The 17,363-nt window shown below is 63.3% G+C and carries 19 protein-coding genes; 8 read left to right on the forward strand and 11 right to left on the reverse strand.

Annotated elements, in window-relative coordinates:
• The first annotated feature begins 9 nt into the window (after window positions 1–9).
• The 4 genes from pth to P9254_RS06965 all read left to right on the forward strand — a co-directional run bounded on the left by pth (window position 10) and on the right by P9254_RS06965 (window position 2,962).
• Window positions 10–732 carry an aminoacyl-tRNA hydrolase gene (pth, locus tag P9254_RS06950; RefSeq protein WP_067326561.1) on the forward strand — a complete coding sequence of 241 codons (723 nt, stop codon included), beginning with the start codon at window positions 10–12 and terminating at the stop codon, window positions 730–732.
• Window positions 733–826: 94 nt separating this feature from the next.
• Window positions 827–1,930 carry a redox-regulated ATPase YchF gene (gene ychF, locus P9254_RS06955; RefSeq protein WP_278054530.1) on the forward strand — a complete coding sequence of 368 codons (1,104 nt, stop codon included), beginning with the start codon at window positions 827–829 and terminating at the stop codon, window positions 1,928–1,930.
• Window positions 1,931–2,033: 103 nt separating this feature from the next.
• Window positions 2,034–2,495 carry a MaoC family dehydratase gene (locus tag P9254_RS06960; protein ID WP_066994904.1) on the forward strand — a complete coding sequence of 154 codons (462 nt, stop codon included), beginning with the start codon at window positions 2,034–2,036 and terminating at the stop codon, window positions 2,493–2,495.
• Window positions 2,492–2,962, forward strand: a complete 471-nt coding sequence (locus P9254_RS06965) for a MaoC family dehydratase (protein ID WP_067326553.1) — start codon at window positions 2,492–2,494, stop codon at window positions 2,960–2,962. Before P9254_RS06960 ends, P9254_RS06965 begins: the two co-directional genes overlap by 4 nt.
• 81 nt (window positions 2,963–3,043) lie before the next feature.
• Here P9254_RS06965 and P9254_RS06970 read toward each other — a convergent pair whose 3' ends face one another.
• The 5 genes from P9254_RS06970 to petA form a co-directional block, all read right to left on the reverse strand.
• Entirely contained in the window at window positions 3,044–3,589 is a 546-nt protein-coding gene (locus P9254_RS06970) for an adenine phosphoribosyltransferase (RefSeq protein WP_066994354.1), read from the reverse strand.
• Window positions 3,590–3,795: 206 nt separating this feature from the next.
• Entirely contained in the window at window positions 3,796–4,491 is a 696-nt protein-coding gene (locus P9254_RS06975; RefSeq protein ID WP_278054533.1) for an acid phosphatase, read from the reverse strand.
• 136 nt (window positions 4,492–4,627) lie between these two features.
• On the reverse strand, window positions 4,628–5,485 hold the full coding sequence (locus tag P9254_RS06980) for a cytochrome c1 (protein WP_095823271.1): 858 nt from the start codon (window positions 5,483–5,485) through the stop codon (window positions 4,628–4,630).
• A 19-nt stretch (window positions 5,486–5,504) separates the two neighbouring features.
• Window positions 5,505–6,809, reverse strand: coding sequence for a cytochrome b (locus P9254_RS06985; RefSeq protein ID WP_066994345.1), 1,305 nt, complete (start codon window positions 6,807–6,809; stop codon window positions 5,505–5,507).
• Between the two features lie 17 nt (window positions 6,810–6,826).
• Complete coding sequence (gene petA / locus P9254_RS06990; protein ID WP_066994342.1) at window positions 6,827–7,387, reverse strand: ubiquinol-cytochrome c reductase iron-sulfur subunit; 561 nt, start codon at window positions 7,385–7,387, stop codon at window positions 6,827–6,829.
• 313 nt (window positions 7,388–7,700) lie between these two features.
• On the opposite strand from petA, the gene P9254_RS06995 reads away from it, so the two are divergent.
• Together P9254_RS06995 and P9254_RS07000 are read left to right on the forward strand one after the other, a co-directional pair.
• Window positions 7,701–8,045: a cupin domain-containing protein gene (locus tag P9254_RS06995; RefSeq protein ID WP_278054534.1), complete on the forward strand. Its 345-nt coding sequence runs from the start codon at window positions 7,701–7,703 to the stop codon at window positions 8,043–8,045.
• 90 nt (window positions 8,046–8,135) lie between these two features.
• Window positions 8,136–8,990, forward strand: a complete 855-nt coding sequence (locus tag P9254_RS07000; protein ID WP_278054535.1) for an alpha/beta fold hydrolase — start codon at window positions 8,136–8,138, stop codon at window positions 8,988–8,990.
• Here P9254_RS07000 and P9254_RS07005 read toward each other — a convergent pair.
• From P9254_RS07005 to P9254_RS07025, 5 genes are all read right to left on the reverse strand, one after another.
• Window positions 8,987–9,298: a DUF6665 family protein gene (locus P9254_RS07005; RefSeq protein ID WP_278054536.1), complete on the reverse strand. Its 312-nt coding sequence runs from the start codon at window positions 9,296–9,298 to the stop codon at window positions 8,987–8,989. The genes P9254_RS07000 and P9254_RS07005 overlap by 4 nt on opposite strands.
• A 10-nt stretch (window positions 9,299–9,308) precedes the next feature.
• A complete protein-coding gene (locus tag P9254_RS07010; RefSeq protein WP_278054537.1) occupies window positions 9,309–11,192 on the reverse strand; it encodes an ABC transporter ATP-binding protein in 1,884 nt (627 codons plus the stop codon).
• Complete coding sequence (locus tag P9254_RS07015; protein WP_278054538.1) at window positions 11,189–13,081, reverse strand: ABC transporter ATP-binding protein; 1,893 nt, start codon at window positions 13,079–13,081, stop codon at window positions 11,189–11,191. The genes P9254_RS07010 and P9254_RS07015 overlap by 4 nt, the downstream gene beginning before the upstream one ends.
• 129 nt (window positions 13,082–13,210) lie before the next feature.
• Window positions 13,211–15,091 carry an ABC transporter ATP-binding protein gene (locus P9254_RS07020; protein WP_278054539.1) on the reverse strand — a complete coding sequence of 627 codons (1,881 nt, stop codon included), beginning with the start codon at window positions 15,089–15,091 and terminating at the stop codon, window positions 13,211–13,213.
• 25 nt (window positions 15,092–15,116) lie between these two features.
• Complete coding sequence (locus tag P9254_RS07025; protein ID WP_278054540.1) at window positions 15,117–15,512, reverse strand: hypothetical protein; 396 nt, start codon at window positions 15,510–15,512, stop codon at window positions 15,117–15,119.
• A gap of 482 nt (window positions 15,513–15,994) precedes the next feature.
• Here P9254_RS07025 and P9254_RS07030 point away from each other — a divergent pair, with 482 nt between their 5' ends.
• Both P9254_RS07030 and soxR read left to right on the forward strand, forming a co-directional pair.
• The gene (locus P9254_RS07030; RefSeq protein WP_278054541.1) at window positions 15,995–16,453 is read left to right on the forward strand and encodes a tRNA (cytidine(34)-2'-O)-methyltransferase; all 459 of its coding nucleotides are present in this window, start codon (window positions 15,995–15,997) and stop codon (window positions 16,451–16,453) included.
• 145 nt (window positions 16,454–16,598) lie between these two features.
• Window positions 16,599–17,042, forward strand: coding sequence for a redox-sensitive transcriptional activator SoxR (soxR, locus tag P9254_RS07035; RefSeq protein ID WP_127324378.1), 444 nt, complete (start codon window positions 16,599–16,601; stop codon window positions 17,040–17,042).
• 7 nt (window positions 17,043–17,049) lie between these two features.
• On the opposite strand, the gene P9254_RS07040 is transcribed toward soxR, so the two are convergent.
• On the reverse strand, window positions 17,050–17,307 hold the full coding sequence (locus P9254_RS07040; protein WP_095801678.1) for a hypothetical protein: 258 nt from the start codon (window positions 17,305–17,307) through the stop codon (window positions 17,050–17,052).
• Between the last annotated feature and the right edge of the window lie 56 nt (window positions 17,308–17,363).

Here is a 17,363-nt window from a genome sequence, read left to right on the forward strand (position 1 = left end):
GAGACGACGATGCTTGTCTTTGCAGGCCTCGGCAATCCGGGCGCGAAATATCAGAACAACCGGCACAATGTCGGCTTCATGGCGGCGGACGCGATAGCCCGCCGCCATTCCTTTTCGCCTTGGTCGAAGAAGTTCCAGGGCCTGATCGCCGAGGGCGCCCTGGGCGGCGAGAAGATCCTTTTGATCAAGCCGCAGACCTTCATGAATTTATCCGGCCAGTCGGTCGGCGAGGCGTTGCGCTTCTACAAACTCGATGCCGCCGCCCTCACCGTCTTCTACGACGAGATCGACCTTGCCTCCGGCAAGCTCAGGGTCAAGGTCGGCGGCGGTTCCGGCGGCCACAACGGCATCCGATCGCTCGACCAGCATGTCGGCAATGCCTATCGCCGGGTGCGCATCGGCGTCGGCCATCCCGGCGTCAAAGAGATGGTGCACGGCCATGTGCTCGGCGATTTCGCCAAGGCCGACCGTGAATGGCTCGACGTGTTGCTCGACGCGATCGCCGACGACGCCGCACTGCTGGCCAAGGGCGACGACAACTCCTTCATGAACCGCATCACCCTGGCGCTGCGCGAAAAGCTCGTGCCGACCGGCGATGACGATCGGCCTCCGCCCAAGGAGCCAAAACAGCAGAGCCATATCCGCCAGGCCCGCCCGCAGCAGCCGCCGGCGAAGGTTCCCGAGAGCGGGCCGATGGCCGCGATGCTGAAGAAGCTGTTCGGAAAAGACTGAGCGTCGAAACGACCATGCCAAGGGCTTGACGATCGTCCGCGCTTTCGCCCATAGCCCTCACCAAATCTCGAATTCCCGATAGGACCGGACGAACATGGGTTTCAAATGTGGCATCGTTGGCTTGCCCAACGTCGGCAAGTCGACGCTGTTCAACGCGTTGACCAGGACGGCTGCCGCGCAGGCCGCCAACTATCCTTTCTGCACCATCGAGCCGAACACCGGCGAGGTGGCGGTTCCGGACCCGCGGCTGCAGAAGATCGCCGCGATCGGCAAGTCGAAGGAGATCATCCCGACCCGCATCTCCTTCGTCGACATTGCCGGACTGGTGCGCGGCGCCTCCAAGGGCGAAGGTCTGGGCAACCAGTTCCTCGCCAACATCCGCGAGGTCGACGCCATCGTGCATGTGCTGCGCTGCTTCGAGGATGACGACATCACCCATGTCGAGGGCCGCATCGATCCGGTCGCCGACGCCGAGACCGTCGAGACCGAGCTGATGCTCGCCGATCTCGAAAGCCTGGATCGCCGCATCGTGCAGGTCCGCAAGCGCGCCGCCGGCAAGGACAAGGAAGCAATGACCGTTCTGCCGATGATGGAGGCGGCGCTCGAACTGCTGCAGGCAGGTCGCCCGACCCGCGTCCTGCTCAATGGCATCGCGGCGGAGGATCTGCGCATCCTGCAGGGCCTGAACCTGCTCACATCGCATCCCGTGCTCTATGTCTGCAACGTCGCTGAGGCGGACGCTGCCACGGGAAACGAGCATACAAAGGCGGTGGAGAAGATGGCCGCCGCGCAGGGCGCCGGCACGGTGGTGATCTCGGCGGCGATCGAGGCGGAAGTTGCCCAGCTTTCCGACGAGGAGGAAATGGAGTTCCTCGCCTCGCTCGGCCTTGACGAGCCGGGCCTCAACAAGGTGATCCGCGCCGGCTACGAACTGTTGCATCTGATCACCTATTTCACCGTCGGGCCGAAGGAGACGCGCGCCTGGACGATCCACAAGGGCGATAAGGCACCGCAAGCTGCCGGCGTCATTCACACCGACTTCGAACGTGGTTTCATCCGCGCCCAGACGATCTCCTACAACGACTTCGTCACGCTCGGCGGCGAAGTGGCGGCCAAGGAAGCCGGCAAGGCGCGCGACGAAGGCAAGGAGTATGTCGTCCAGGACGGCGACATCATGCTGTTCAAGTTCAACACCTGAGTGCCTGGCTGGCTCACCAGAAAGGACTTGACCAAATTGGCTCGGGCCTCCATCCGGGATGCTCGACCTTCGGGATCACGCGTTCGTCAACCGGATTGCCGACATGACCGGAAAGACCTGGGCCTATGAGGATTTCGTCGAGGGCGCCTCGCTCGACCTCGGCAGCAAGAATGTGAGCGCCGCCGAGATCATCGAGTTTGCCAGCGAATTCGATGCCCAGCCGATGCATCTCGACGAGGCGGCCGGCAAGGCCAGCATCCTGGGCGGCCTTTCGGCTTCGGGCTGGCACACTTGCGCGATGTTCATGCGCATGCTGTGCGATGCCTTCCTGCTCGATTCGACCTCGCAAGGCTCACCCGGCATCGAGCATGTCAAATGGAAGAAGCCGGTTCTGGCCGGTGACCGTCTCACCGGCAAGGTCACCGTGCTTTCCAAGCGCCAGTCCAAGTCGCGGCCGCAGATCGGCCTCGTCAGCATGCGCAGCGAGCTGTTCAACCAGCGTGGCGAATGCGTCTTCGAGCTTGAGAACACCGGCATGTTTCTGACCCGCGGGGCCGTCGCGTGACCCTGGACGAGTATTTCCTCATCGGCCAAACCGTCACCCTCGGCGCGCACAAATTCGAGGCCGACGAGATCAAGGCGTTCGCCAGGAAATACGATCCGCAAATCTTCCATGTCGACGAGGAGGCGGCGAAGGAGAGCATGCTTGGCGGTCTCTGCGCCTCCGGCTGGCACACCGCCGCCACCTGGATGAAATACAACCTCGAAAAGCGCATGGAGACCGAGGGCGTGCGTTGGACCGGTCCCGGCCCGCAGCCCGAATTCGGCCCCTCGCCCGGGTTTCGCAACCTCAAATGGCTGAAGCCGGTCTATGCCGGCGAAACCGTGACCTTCACCCGCACAGCGCTTGCCCATCGACCCCTTGCCGGCCGCCCCGGCTGGAGCCTGCTCACGCTGCGTTCCGAAGGTTTCGACTCCAGCGGCGATAAGGTTATCGAGTTCGACAGCGCGGTGCTGGTGAAGGTGGAGTAGCGAATGGCGAATGGTGAATAGTGAATGGTGACTAGTGAACCATTCCCTATTCACGACTCACTATTCACCATTCAACACTGATCAATGCCCCTCGAAGCCGATCAGCGTCCTTACCGGCACGCCGAGAGCTTCCAGTTTCTGGCGCCCGCCGAGATCCGGCAGGTCGATGACGAAGCAGGCGGCAACGATGTCGGCGCCGATCTGCCTGAGCAGCTTGACGGCCGCCTCCGCCGTGCCGCCGGTGGCGATCAGATCGTCGACCAGGATCACCTTCTCGCCTTGCGAGACGCCGTCCTTGTGCATCTCCATCTCGTCCAGACCGTATTCGAGGCTGTAGGCGACGCGCACGGTCTCGTAAGGCAGCTTGCCCTTCTTGCGGATCGGGACGAAACCCGCCGAAAGCTGATGCGCCACTGCGCCGCCCAGGATGAAGCCGCGCGCCTCGATGCCGGCGATCTTGTCGATCTTCAGCCCGGCGTAAGGATGCACAAGCTCGTCGATGGCGCGGCGAAAGGCGCGAGCGTCGCCGAGCAGCGTGGTGATATCGCGAAACAGGATGCCGGGTTTGGGATAATCCGGAATGGTGCGGATGGCCGCAAGCAGCGTGTCTTCGAGCGAGGGTTTCATGAGACGAGCTCCGCGTGTCCGGCTGTCGGGTATAACGGCGTCGACGCGCCCGGCGCAACGCAACCAACAACGGCTACCGCGATGGAGCCCGGGAGACAAGCGCATCCGGCAAAGGATCGGCATCGCCTGCCTTGCTCCCGTGCCGGCGCCGCAATGGAAAAAGGGCGCCCGATGGCGCCCTTGCAGAAACGTCGGTGACGGACGGCTCACATGCCGAGGTCGGACCGAAGCTCGGACCGCGCCGCCTCGAACTCGGCCTTGAAATCGGGCCGGCTGAGCAGGACCGCGGCGATCACGCTGCCGGAAATCTTGCCCATCTCGACATCCGACGGATAATGGATGCCGCCGACCACGCGGTTATGGGCATATTCGGCCGCGCGGGCCATGATCTCGGCCCGCTTCTCCGGCACCATTTCGGACAGGATGATGCCCATCATGGTGCCGACCGTCGCATGGCCCGACGGCCAGGAACCGGAATTCGACAGCTTCACCGCGGGTTTGACCAGATCACTGAGCTGATGCGGACGCGGCCGCTTCCAGACGTCCTTGGCCGGATCGACGACCGCGCCTTCGGTCGCCACCACGCGGTCGAAGAAGGCGCTGAACTTCGGCAGCGTCTCCTTGCTGAATTTCGGTCCCATGACATCGGCGAAGCGCCAGACATCCTCTTCGGCATCGGCGATAGCGCGCTTTTCCATTTCGGGCGTGCGCGTCACTTGCAGGGTCAGCACCTGGCCGAGTTCTGCCTTGGTCTCGGCCGAATCATTAGCCGGCGGCGGCGGCAGGATCATCGTCAGGTCGATGTCCTTGTTGGTGACGAAGGGCTGGGCGTCCTCGGCGCGGACTGCCGAGGAGGCGACAAGAAGCAGCACCACGGCTGCAAGCGGCGCAAATCTTTTCATGAGGATCCTTTGAGGTGAGCCAACGCAGGATCGCGATGCGCAATGACAGCCATGTGACACGGCCGGATCAAAGCGGTCCCGAAATTGAAAAGGGCGCCTTTGCGGCGCCCCTCGAAAGTGTCGGACCGATCGCGGCTCAGTGCGCCACTTCGGCCCACACCTTGCGCTTGGTCAGGTAGACCAGCGCGCCGAACAGCAGCAGGAACACCAGGACGCGGAAGCCGGTCTTCTTGCGCTCTTCGAGATGCGGCTCGGCGGCCCACATCAGGAACGCCGACACGTCGCGCGAATACTGGTCGACCGTCTGCGGCGAGCCGTCGTCATAGGTCACCTGGCCGTCCGAAAGCGGTTTCGGCATCTTCAGCGACACGCCGGACAGGAAGTATGGATTGTAGTGCGTGCCTTCGGGGATGACCATGCCGGCCGGCGGCGCCTGGTCGTAGCCGGTGAGCAGCGAGTGGATGTAGTCCGGGCCGCCCTGAGCATACTGGGTGAAAATGTCGAAGATGAAACGCGGAAAGCCGCGCTCGACACCGCGCGCCTTGGCGAGCAGCGACATGTCGGGCGGAGCGGCGCCGCCATTGGCGGACGCGGCGGCCTGTTCGTTCGGGAACGGCGACGGGAAGTGATCCGACGGCTTGCCCGGGCGGTCGAACATGTCGCCGGCATCGTTCGGGCCGTCATGGATGGTGTACTCGGCGGCAAGCGTCTTGATCTGCGCTTCCGAGTAGCCGAGGCCTTCCAGCGTGCGGAACGCCACCAGGTTCATCGAGTGGCAGGCCGAGCAGACTTCCTTGTAGACCTTCAGGCCGCGCTGCAGCTGGGCCTTGTCGTACGTGCCGAACGGCCCGGCGAAGCTCCAGCTCATTTCCTTCGGTTCATTGATCGGGAAATGCGTCGGGGCAGCCGCGTTGTGTTCCTCTTCGGCTGCGATGGCAGCGGTGCCCGCGACCACCAGGCCAAGCAGCGCCAGCGAGGTGAGAATCTTCTTCATGCCAAATCCCCTCAGATTCTCAGCCCTTGGTTTCCGGCGCGCTGACCGCGCCTGCCGGATGCCCGCCGGCTCCCTTGTTTTTCTTTTCCAGCACTGCCTCGGTGATCGAGTTCGGCAGCCGCCGCGGCGTCTCGATCAGGCCGAGCACCGGCATCACGACCAGGAAGAAGGCGAAGTAGAACAGCGTCGCCATCTGCGCCATGAACACGTATGAGCCTTCCGCCGGCTGCGAGCCCAGCCACCCGAGCAGGATGGCGTCGGCCACGAACAGCCAGAAGAACAGTTTGTACCAGGGCCGGTAGACCGCCGAGCGCACCTTGGAGGTGTCGAGCCACGGCACCAGGAACAGCATGGCGATGGCGCCGAACATACACAGCACGCCGCCGAGCTTGGAGTTGATCGGCCCGATGTTGAAGGTGATGGCGCGCAGGATCGCGTAGAACGGCAGGAAGTACCATTCCGGAACGATGTGGGCCGGCGTCTTCAGCGGATTGGCGACCGTGTAGTTGTCCGGATGGCCGAGGTAGTTCGGCAGGTAGAAGACGAAATAGGCGAAGAAGAACAGGAACACGATCATGCCGAACGCGTCCTTGATGGTCGCATAGGGCGTGAAGGCGACGGTATCGGTCTTCGACTTGACCTCGATGCCGGTCGGGTTCGACTGGCCGACGACATGCAGCGCCCAGACGTGCAGCACGACGACGCCGGCGATCATGAACGGCAACAGGTAATGCAGGGCGAAGAAGCGGTTCAGCGTCGGATTGTCGACGGCGAAGCCGCCGAGCAGCAGTTCCTGGATCCAGTTGCCGACCAGCGGGATGGCGCTGAAGAAGCCGGTGATGACGGTGGCGCCCCAGAAGCTCATCTGTCCCCATGGCAGCACATAGCCCATGAAGCCGGTCGCCATCATCAGGAGGTAGATGATGCAGCCGAGGATCCAGAGCAGCTCGCGCGGCGCCTTGTAGGAGCCGTAGAACAGCCCGCGGAAGATGTGGATGTAGACGGCCACGAAGAAGAACGAGGCGCCGTTGGAATGGAGATAGCGCAACAGCCATCCCGAATTCACGTCGCGCATGATCTTCTCGACCGAATCGAAGGCGAGTGTGGTGTCGGACGTGTAGTGCATGGCCAGCACGATGCCGGTGAGGATCTGCGATACCAGCATGATCGACAGGATGCCGCCGAACGTCCACATGTAGTTGAGGTTGCGCGGCACCGGATAGGCAATGAAGCTGTCATAGACAAGCCGGGGAAGCGGCATACGGGCGTCGAACCAGCGTCCGAGACCCGTCTTCGGTGTGTAGGTGGAGTGTCCCTCGCTCATCGAAATATCCCCCTGCCTCAACCGATAAGGATCTTGGTATCGGAAATGAATTTAAACACCGGGATCGCCATGTTCTCCGGCGCCGGGCCTTTGCGGATGCGGCCGGCGGTATCGTACACCGAGCCGTGGCACGGGCAGAACCAGCCGCCGAAATCGCCTTCCTGGCCGAGCGGGATGCAGCCGAGATGGGTGCAGACCTGCACCATGACCATCCAGGCTTCCTTGCCGGGCGTGGTGCGGTTGGCGTCGGTCGCCGGCGCATCGGCCGGCAAGTTGGCATTGCGGGCGATCGGATCCTTGAGATCGTTGAGGCTAACCGCCGCGCCGTCCTTCATTTCCTTGTCGGTGCGGTTGCGCACCACGACCGGCTTGCCGCGCCACTTGACGACCAGCGAGCTGCCGGGCTGCAGCGAGGAGACATCGACCTCGACAGAAGCCAGCGCCAGCGTCGAGGCATCCGGCTGCATCTGGTCGATGAACGGCCAGGCGACGGCCCCGGCGCCGACCACGCCGGCCATGCCGGTGGCGATGTAGAGAAAATCGCGACGGTTGGGATCGTGGATGTCGGTTGCGCTCACGGGTGCCTGATCCTTTCGCCTCTTTCCGTGCCGGCGGCCGAGCCTTGTCCCCGCTCAATCGCGCCGGCCCGACAGCGCATGGCGAACAGGCTAGCGAATTCCTCCGGCATTTGGAGGTTCGGTTTATGCGTGAAGCCCGTTTTTGTCCAGACGCGTGGAGGCACAAGGGCACATTGTCGCGGGCACATGCCGCGGCCCGCGCAACGGCTTGATGATCGTGCCGCCGAACAGCGCTAAATAGCGCTAACTTCAGCGGCAAATCGGAGCTCCGCTTGCCTCGACAGCGACCGCCGGCCCGGTCTATTGTCGAGCCATGGCGCATGTCATCGACCGCGACAAATGGGCGAGCACGCCCGACCGTTGGCAAGGCCAGCTGCAATGCGGCGCATTTGGCTCCAACTCCTGCCTGATCTTCAATTATCAACCCGAGATCGGCGGCGGCCCGCGTCTGCATAAGCATCCTTACGCGGAGATCTTCGTCATCCGTTCCGGCACCGGCCTGTTCACGGTTGGCGACCGGCAGATAACGGCCACCGCAGGCCAAATTCTGATCGTGCCGGCACACACGCCGCACAAATTCACCAATCTCGGCCCAGGTCGGCTCGAGACCACCGACATCCACGAGAACGGCAGCTTCATCACCGAGTGGCTGGAGTGATGCGGCTTATTCGAGAGGCAGGCCTGTTCCCGGACCGATTCCCGCCTAGTTCTGTCGGTCGGAGCGATCGGACAGATGATGGCCGGGCGGATGGAAACTTCCAGCATCGAGGTTGAAGGACTGACCATTGCGATCCGCGAAGCCGGGCCACGGGATGCGCCCGGCCTCGTGCTGCTCCACGGCTGGCCTCAAAGTTCCCATGCCTTCGAGAACGTGATCGGTCGGCTGGCCACCGATCAGCGCGTGATCGCGCCGGACCTGCCGGGTATAGGCGGCTCGCAAGGCACGCGCAAAACCGGTGAGAAAGCCCATCTGGCCAGGGTGATAGCGGCCTTGATTGACGCCTGCGGCCTGCGACAGGTCATAGTGGCCGGCCATGATGTCGGCGGCCAGATCGTCTTCGCGCTTTTGCGCAACCATCCGGAAATCCTCTCCGCCGCTGCGATCATGGATGTTGTCGTTCCGGGCGTGGCGCCGTGGGACAAGGTCATCCGCAATCCAAACCTCTGGCATTTCGCCTTTCACGCGGTTCCTGCTCTCCCGGAACTGCTGGTTGGGGGTCACGAGCGCGCCTATTTCGACTTCTTCTTCGACACCCTTTCGAAGGAGAAATCCGCCATCCCGGCCGAAGCAAGAGACATCTACGCCAAGGCCTATTCGCGGCCGGAAAGCCTCAAGGCCGGCTTCGACTGGTACCGCGCCTTTTCCGAGGACGCCAAGGCCAATGCCGTTCCGTCGGCAAGCCCGATCGACACGCCGGTGCTCTGCCTCAGGGGCGCTGCCGAGACCGGCGAGATCACCGATTACCTCAATGGCTTGAAGGCCGCCGGCCTCTCAAACGTCGAGGGCGACATCATCCTCGATAGCGGGCACTTCGTCGCCGATGAGAATCCCGGGGCGCTCGCCTTGCGCCTGGCGCGCTTTCGGAAGGAAGTCAGCGCCTAGCTGGCGCCGAGCCTGACCAGCACCGCCGGCGGGATGTCGTATTCGCGGATCACGGCGTCGTGCTTGCGCAGCCCGCAGAGTTCGCGCTGGATGAAATAGGCGTGGACGGCTTCTGCCGCTTCTGTCAGCAGCCGGTTGCGGTCCCCGCCTTCCCCATTTTCGCGCAGCTTCGTCAAGGCCTCTTCGACGCGCTGGCCGGCGCGACCGAGGGCGGCGGCCTTCTCGGCGAGTATTTCCTGGCCGAGCAGATCGAGAGCGCTCTCCTGCGCGCCTGACCGTCCGAAATTGCTGGGCATTCTGACCGACATGGCTGCGTTTCTACTCCGCCGGGCGCGTCTCTTCCAGCGCGCTCTCCTCATTGAAGAGGAAGCCGCCGGACTGCCGTTTCCAGAGCCGTGCATAAAGACCGTCCAGCGCCACCAGCTCGTCATGCGTGCCTTCTTCGACGATGCGGCCGCCGTCGAGCACGACCAGCCGGTCGAGCGCTGCGATGGTGGAAAGCCGGTGGGCGATGGCTATGACGGTCTTGTTCTCCATCAGCCTTGCCAGGTTTTCCTGGATCGCCGCCTCGATGTCGGAATCGAGTGCCGAGGTCGCCTCGTCTAGGATGAGGATCGGCGCATCCTTGAGGAAGAGGCGGGCGATCGCCACACGCTGGCGCTGGCCGCCGGAGAGCTTGACGCCGCGCTCGCCGACATAGGCTTCGTAGCCAAGGCGCTCGCGATTGTCGCGCAGCCCCATGATGAAGTCATGCGCCTCGGCTTTGCGCGCCGCGGCGATCACCTCGGCGTCGGTAGCGTCCGGCATGCCGAGCTTGATGTTGTCGCGCAGCGAGCGGTGGAACAGCGCCGTGTCCTGGCTGACCACGCCGATATTGGCGCGCAGCGAATTCTGCGTCACACGGGCGATATCCTGGCCGTCGATCAGGATCCTGCCGCCCTCGAGGTCGTAAAGGCGCAGGATGAGATTGGCCAGCGTCGTCTTGCCGGCGCCGGACGGACCGACAAGCCCGACCTTCTCGCCTGGACGCACGACGAGGTCGATGCCCTCGAGGACCCCTGCCCCTTTCCCGTAGTGGAAGGTGACGTTCTTGAGGTCGATGCGGCCACCCGCAACCACCAGCTCCTTGGCATCCGGGGCGTCGGTCAGGCCGAGCGACTGCGAGATCAGCGCCTTGGAATTTTCCAGCACGCCGAGATTCCTGAGGATACTGTTGAGCTGCATCATCAGCCGTCCCAGCAGCATGTTGAGCCTCAGCACAAGCGAGAGCGTGAAGGCGACGGCGCCGACGGTGATCGAGCCTTCCACCCACAGATAGACTGCAAAGGCGGCGATCGCCGTGATCATGATGCCGGAAAGCGTCGTCAGCGCCACGCGCACGCCGGTCAGCCGCCGCGTGAAGGGCCGCAGCGCGTCGAGATAAATGTCGAAGCCGTTGCGGATGTAGCGGTCGTCGCCGTCGGCCGCGAACAGCTTCAGCGTCTGCACATTGGAATAGGAATCGACGAAGCGGCCGGTGATCATCGAGCCGGCCTCGGCGGTCGCCTCGGCATGCTTGCGGATTGCCGGCAAATGGAGCCTGGCCAGCCAGCCGAAGGCGACGATCCAGATCACCACCAGCGCCGCCAGCCTGAGGTCGAGGCCGGCGACCAGCGCCAGCGTCGTCACCGTGTAGACGATCATGAACCAGACGACTTCGATGAAGCTTTCCATGAGGTCGCCAGTGGCCTGCCCCGCCTGCCAGACCTTCGTGGCGATACGCCCGGCGAAGTCGTTTTGGAAGAAGGCGTAGGACTGGCGCGAGACATGCCGGTGCGCCTGCCAGCGCACCAGGCTGTAGAAGCCCGGCGTGATCGTCTGCTCGTCGACCAGCGCCGAAAGGCCGACCACCAGCGTGCGGATGATCAGCACCACCGCGCCCATGAACAGCAGCTCTGGCCCGGCGGCGGCCCACAGCGCGTGCCAGCTGCGTTCGCCGGGAAGCTGGTCGAGGATATCGACCAGCCGTCCGACGAAATAGAACAGCCCGGCCTCGACCAGCGGCGCGATGCCGCCGATGATCAGCATGGCGAAGAAAGCGAGCTTCGCTTGCCCGACATAGTGCCAGAGGAAGCCGCCGACGCTGGCAGGCGGACGAAGATTCGCCGGCTCGCGGAACGGGTAGACCCAGCTTTCGAACCAGCGATAGACGGCCTTCATCATTCCGCGGCTTCACCTTTCGTCGGCAGATCGTCGGCCGCCTGCTTTTCCTCGAGCAGGAAGCCGCCCGACTGGCGCCGCCAGAGTTGGGCATAGAGCCCGCCTTTGGCGATCAACGCTTCATGCGAGCCGTCCTCGACGATGCGGCCCTTGTCCATGACGACGAGCCGATCCATTGCCGCGATGGTCGACAGACGGTGGGCGATGGCGATGACCGTCTTGCCCTGCATGAGCTTGTAGAGGTTCTCCTGGATAGCGGCCTCCACCTCCGAATCGAGCGCAGACGTAGCTTCGTCGAGAATGAGGATCGGCGCGTCCTTCAGCATAACGCGGGCAATGGCGATGCGTTGCCGCTGGCCGCCCGACAGCTTCACGCCGCGCTCGCCGACGAGCGCCTCATAGCCGCTTTGTCCATGCGGATCGGTCAGTCCCGCGATCACATCGTCGATCTGCGCGGCCTTGGCGGCGCTGAACATCGCCTCGTCGCTGGCGGACTGGCGTCCATATTTGAGGTTCTCGCGGACGGATCGATGCAAGAGCGACGTATCCTGATTGACGAAGCCGATCGCCGCGCGAACGCTTTCCTGCGAGACGTTGCGGATGTCCTGTCCGTCAATCAGCACCTTGCCGTCCTGCACGTCGAACAGCCGCAGGACGAGATTGACCAGCGTCGACTTGCCGGCCCCGGAACGGCCGATCAGGCCCACCCGCTCGCCCGGCGCGATCTTCAGCGACAGATTGTCGATGACGCCGCCTTTGCCGTCCTTGCGCCAATAGTTGAAGTTCACCTGCTCGAACTCGATGCCGCCGGCTTTGACCACGAGGGCGGGCGCGTCCGGCTGGTCCTGCATTGTGATGGGGCGCGCGATCGTCGTCATCGAATTGCTGGCGACGCCGATCTGCCGGAAGACGTTGGCGCCGACATCGAGGATCCTGCCGGAGATGTTGGCGATCTGCAGCGCGAACGGTATCGCCGTCGCCACGGCCGCCGTGGTCATGGCGCCGGTGTTCCAGCCGGCCAGCGCCAACCAGCTTATGGCGATAAGCAGCGCAGCGTTGAGGACGAACAGGGCCGACCACATCAGTGTGAAAACGCGCATCAGCTGGTAAAACGTGTCGGCGTGCTCGACGACGGCTTGCGAGACATATTTGTCTTCGTGCTCGCCGGTCGAGAATGTCTTGAGCGTCAGGATATTCGTGTAGCTGTCGACCATGCGGCCGCTCACCTGCGACCACCGCTCCGACAGTTGGGACGAGCGCTGGGTGATCCTCGGCATCGCAAACCAGAAGATCATGCAATAGAACACCAGCCAGGCCGCCACCACAGCCAGAAGAAGCGGGTCGAGCCGCGCCAGCACAACGATGGCGACCGCGACGAAGACCAGCGCGTACCAGACGGCATCGACGGTGAGATTGACGCTCATCTCCACCGAGTCGCCGCTTTGCATGACCTTCGTTCCGATGCGGCCGGCGAAGTCGTTCTGGAAGAATGACCAGTCCTGACGCACGACATGCCAATGGCTTTGCCAGCGGATGAGGTCGATGAGGTTCGGCGCGATGGCGTGGTTGCGGATAAGCGCGTCGATAACCATGGACAGCGGACGCAGCAGCACGACGATCGCCATCATGACGAGCAGCGGCCCATGCGCGGCGAAGAAATCGCCCGGCCTGGTGTTGGAGAGCAGGCCCACGATCAGGCCGACGAAAATCGGCAGCATCGCGTCCACTATTGCCGCGACGGCAACGATGATCATGCGCAGCCAATAGGCGGCGCGAAACTGCCTTATGAAATACCAGTAGAACCGCCAAAGTCCCATTGGCGGCTGCCTGTCTTCGGCCAGCGCCACCGGCGAATAATGGCTTTCGAACCATGTGAAGATGCGGTCGAACATTTTTCTCTCGTAGATGCCGGAACCCCGCCGGCACCCGATTTGGTCGCCGGCGGGCCTCTGACAGGTCGTGGTTACGCCCGGGAGCGATTCCCCGCGATCGCCGTAACCTTGATGCCAATCGCGATCGCGTTACTCCGCCGCCATCTCGGAGTGAGACCCTTTGGCATCGGACTCAGCCGGCGCATCATCGAGGAGGAACCCACCCGACTGGCGCTGCCAGAGCTGGGCATAAAGGCCGCCCTTGGTGACAAGCTCTTCGTGCGAGCCTTCCTCGATGATGCGCCCCTTGTCCATGACGACGAGCCTGTCCATCGCAGCGATGGTCGACAGCCGATGCGCGATGGCGATCACGGTCTTGCCTTGCATCAGCTTGTAGAGGTTCTCCTGGATCGCCGCCTCGGCTTCCGAATCGAGCGCCGACGTCGCCTCGTCCAGGATGAGGATCGGTGCGTCCTTCAGCATGACGCGGGCAATGGCGATGCGCTGCCGCTGACCGCCGGACAATTTGACGCCGCGGTCGCCGACATGTGCATCGAATCCCTTGCGGCCGTTATGGTCCGAAAGCGCGCCGATGAAATCGAGCGCCTCCGCCCGCCGGGCCGCCTCGATCAGCATCTCGTCGGTGGCGTCAGGGCGCCCGTAGAGGATATTCTCCCGCACCGACCGATGCAGCAGCGAGGTGTCCTGCGTCACCATGCCGATCTGCGCGCGCAACGAATCCTGCGTTACCCCGGCGATCTTTTGGCCATCGATGAGGATCCTGCCGCTTTCCAGGTCGTAAAAACGCAGCAAAAGGTTGACCAGCGTCGACTTGCCGGCGCCGGAGCGGCCGACGATGCCGACCTTCTCGCCGGGTTTCACAGTGAGCGACAGGTTCTCGATGACGCCCTTCTGCTTGCCGTAGTGGAAGCGGATCTCCTCGAAACGGATCTCGCCCTGACTGACGGCGATGTCGCTGGCGCCCGGGCGGTCCTCGACCAGGCGCGGCAGCGAGATCGACTGGATGCCGTCTTGCACCGTGCCGATATTCTCGAACAGGCTCGACATCTCCCACATGATCCACTGCGACATGCCCCACATCCTGAGCACCAGGCCGATAACCACGGCGACTGCGCCGATCGTCACCGCCTCGCCCAGCCACAGCCACAGCGAGATCGCCGTCACGGAAAACAGAAGCAGCGAATTCAGGATGTAGAGCATCCCGTATAACTGCGTCACCAGCCGCATCGAGCGGTAGACGGTATCGAGAAAGCTCGCCATGCCCTCCCTGGCGAAAGTTGCCTCGCGGCGGGCATGCGAAAACAGCTTCACCGTCTGGATGTTGGTGTAGCTGTCGACGACGCGGCCGGTCATGGTCGATCGCGCATTGGCCTGCTCCTCGCCGACCTTGCCGAGCTTCGGGATGAAAAAGCGCAAGAGCCCGATATAGCCGACCAGCCATACACCCAAGGGCACAGCCAGTCGCAAGTCTGCCGAGCCGACGATGAACAGCATGCTGAGGAAGTAGACGACGACATAGTTTAGGACATCGATCAGCTTGATGACGCATTCGCGCACGGCAAGAGCGGTCTGCATCAGCTTGGTGGCGATACGGCCGGCAAACTCGTCCTGGTAGAAGGCCATCGACTGCTTGAGCAGGTAGCGATGCACCTGCCAGCGGATGCGCATGGGATAATTGCCCATCAGCGTCTGCTGGTTGAGCAGCGAATGCAGCCATACCGTGCCGGGCAGCGCGAACAGCACGATGAAAGCCATGCCGGCGAGTTTCCAGCGCTCCGTCTCAAGAAAGGTTTCGCGGTTCTGCGCCGACAGCCAGTCGACGATACGGCCCATGAAACCGAACATCCACGCTTCGGCAAGGGCTATCGCTGCCACAAGCACGGCATCGACGAGGATATAGGGCCAGGCCCCGCGCGTGTAATGCACGCAGAAGGCGACCAGCGTCTTCGGCGGCTCGACCGGCTCCGCGGCGGGAAACGGATCGAGCCTCTTCTCAAACCAGCGGAACATTCGAGGCACTCGACGATTTGTGCGCTCACGCGGCGCGGGGTTGATTGGTAAGGCCGTTCGGCGGCACGGCGCCGCGGGCCGGCGATACGGAATTGTCCGTATCGCCGGCCCTGCTTCGCGCAATATAGGGTGTCGCGGTCTTTTCGCCGACAGGCTTGCCAGAGGATCCTGACGACAAGCTGTCGCCAGCCCTGGTTTTACCCGGCCGGACCATGCGGATGATCCGCCGCACCAGCGAGGGTCGACCGGGATCGGGCACCGCGCGCGAGAAGTCGACGTCCGGCAGCATGCCGCGATGCGGACGCCGGCGCGTCTCGGCGTGCACCGCCGACGAGTAAGTCTCGCCGATCAGCAGCGCCCAGGTCGCCACCTTGCGCTCATGCAAGCTTCTTGAACCCGGTATTTTAAAGGGATCGAACATCGGTCCGTCCTCCATGTGCAAATGCGTTAAAAAGGGTGATGCGAGCTCGACCTCCGGCATTCGGCCGGAGGGACGCGACGCAGTCAGGACATGACGGCAAGCGTCAGTCCCGACATGACGGCCGGCGTCGGTGTCGACACGTTCAGGCGGGGCGCGGCGCCGCTTTGGCAGTTTGAGAAACATCGCAAGATTCCTTCGAAGGCCGAAAACTGGGTTCGGCGGGAATCGGTGCGATGAGGTCTTAAAGTGTCAGAAGAATCGTCGTACCGAAACCGCCGTTGGGCATACGTGGGCCCCAAAGAGGAGCTGCCCGGAGAAGGGCTGGAAGTGCATGGTCATCATGTGGTCCCTCTCCTTCGGTTCGGGTTGACGATGATGGGCGTATACTCAACTTCGCAGAAAATGGCCACCCGCCAGTCTAGAAATCGCCAAAAGCTGGAGCCGCCTGTGGCCGTTCTGCCACTTATTAGAAGGATGCGGAAATGAACGACCGTCTCCGCATCGGGCTCTACCAACCGGATATCGCCGGCAACACCGGGACGATCCTGCGCTTCGCCGCCTGCCTTGATCTTGGCGTCGACATCATCGAGCCGGCCGGTTTCCCGCTCTCCGATCGGGCGCTGAAACGGGCCGGCATGGACTATCTCGAAATGGCGGCGCTTACCCGCCATGCCGACTGGCACGCCTTCGAGGAATCGCGCCGAACGAACGCGCGCCGCCTTGTGCTGCTCACCACCAAGGCCGAGACCGCCTACACGCGGTTTGCTTTCGCCGCCGGCGACGTCCTTCTGTTCGGCCGCGAATCCGCCGGCGTGCCGGAAGAGGTTCATCAGGCGGCGGATGCGCGACTGACCATTCCGATGCGCCCGGGCGCCCGCAGCATCAATGTCTCGCTGTCCGTCGCGATGGTCGCGGGCGAAGCGGTCCGCCAACTCGGATAGGCTGCTCAAGCCCTGCTCGTCGCGAACGCCTCCCACTTGCGGCGTCAGTCTCACCCAGGCGCACATCGCCTTCTCCTCAATTTGCCTTGTCAGGCTTTCCTCGCTACAAGCTCAACCTAACTTGAGGTCAAGCGGAAAGTGCGAGATGGCTCCGGTGAAGGAATTGACGGTCGGTCAGGTGGCGATGCGCAGTGGCGTCGCGGTCTCGGCGCTCCATTTTTACGAAGCGCGCGGGCTGATCCGCAGCCATCGCACCGCGGGTAACCAACGGCGCTACGGCCGCGACGTGCTGCGACGGGTGGCGATCATCCGCGTCGCCCAGGAGGTCGGCATAACGCTCGCCGAAATCGCCGCCGCATTCCAATCTCTGCCCGAGGGCCGCACCCCGACGCGCGAGGATTGGAATCTGCTTTCAACGGGTTGGCGCGACGGCCTCGATCATAAGATCGCCCAATTGAAGAAGCTGCGCGACGGACTGACCGACTGCATCGGCTGCGGTTGCATGTCGATCGACAAATGCCCGCTTCGGAACAAGGAGGACCGACTGGCCAGAGAGGGAACTGGAGCGAGACGGCTACTGGTGCCCTGAGGATTTTTCAATCTGCCGCCGGCAGCCGTCGCATGGTGAATTCGATGACGTCGCCCGGGCGCTCGAACCAGCTTTCGATCTCGGTCCAATAGGCCTGCTTGGGAAAGCGCTCGAACCATTCCTTGGCCTTGAGGCGCGCGGCTGGCCGCGGCAGCACGAAAGTCTCGCGCAAGAATCCGTCGCGCGGCATTCTTTCGCGCTCGGCCCGTGAGCGCTCCAGCCTCTTCCTCAAGCCATCCAGCGGCGGTCTTGCCGGGGTGCGCACGAGCAAACTCCTTGCACCTTGGTCAGACAGGACTTGACCCTTGCCCTTAAGAGATT

The sequence above is a fragment of the Mesorhizobium sp. WSM4983 genome (assembly GCF_029625765.1).
In the GTDB taxonomy this organism is placed as follows: Bacteria; Pseudomonadota; Alphaproteobacteria; order Rhizobiales; family Rhizobiaceae; genus Mesorhizobium.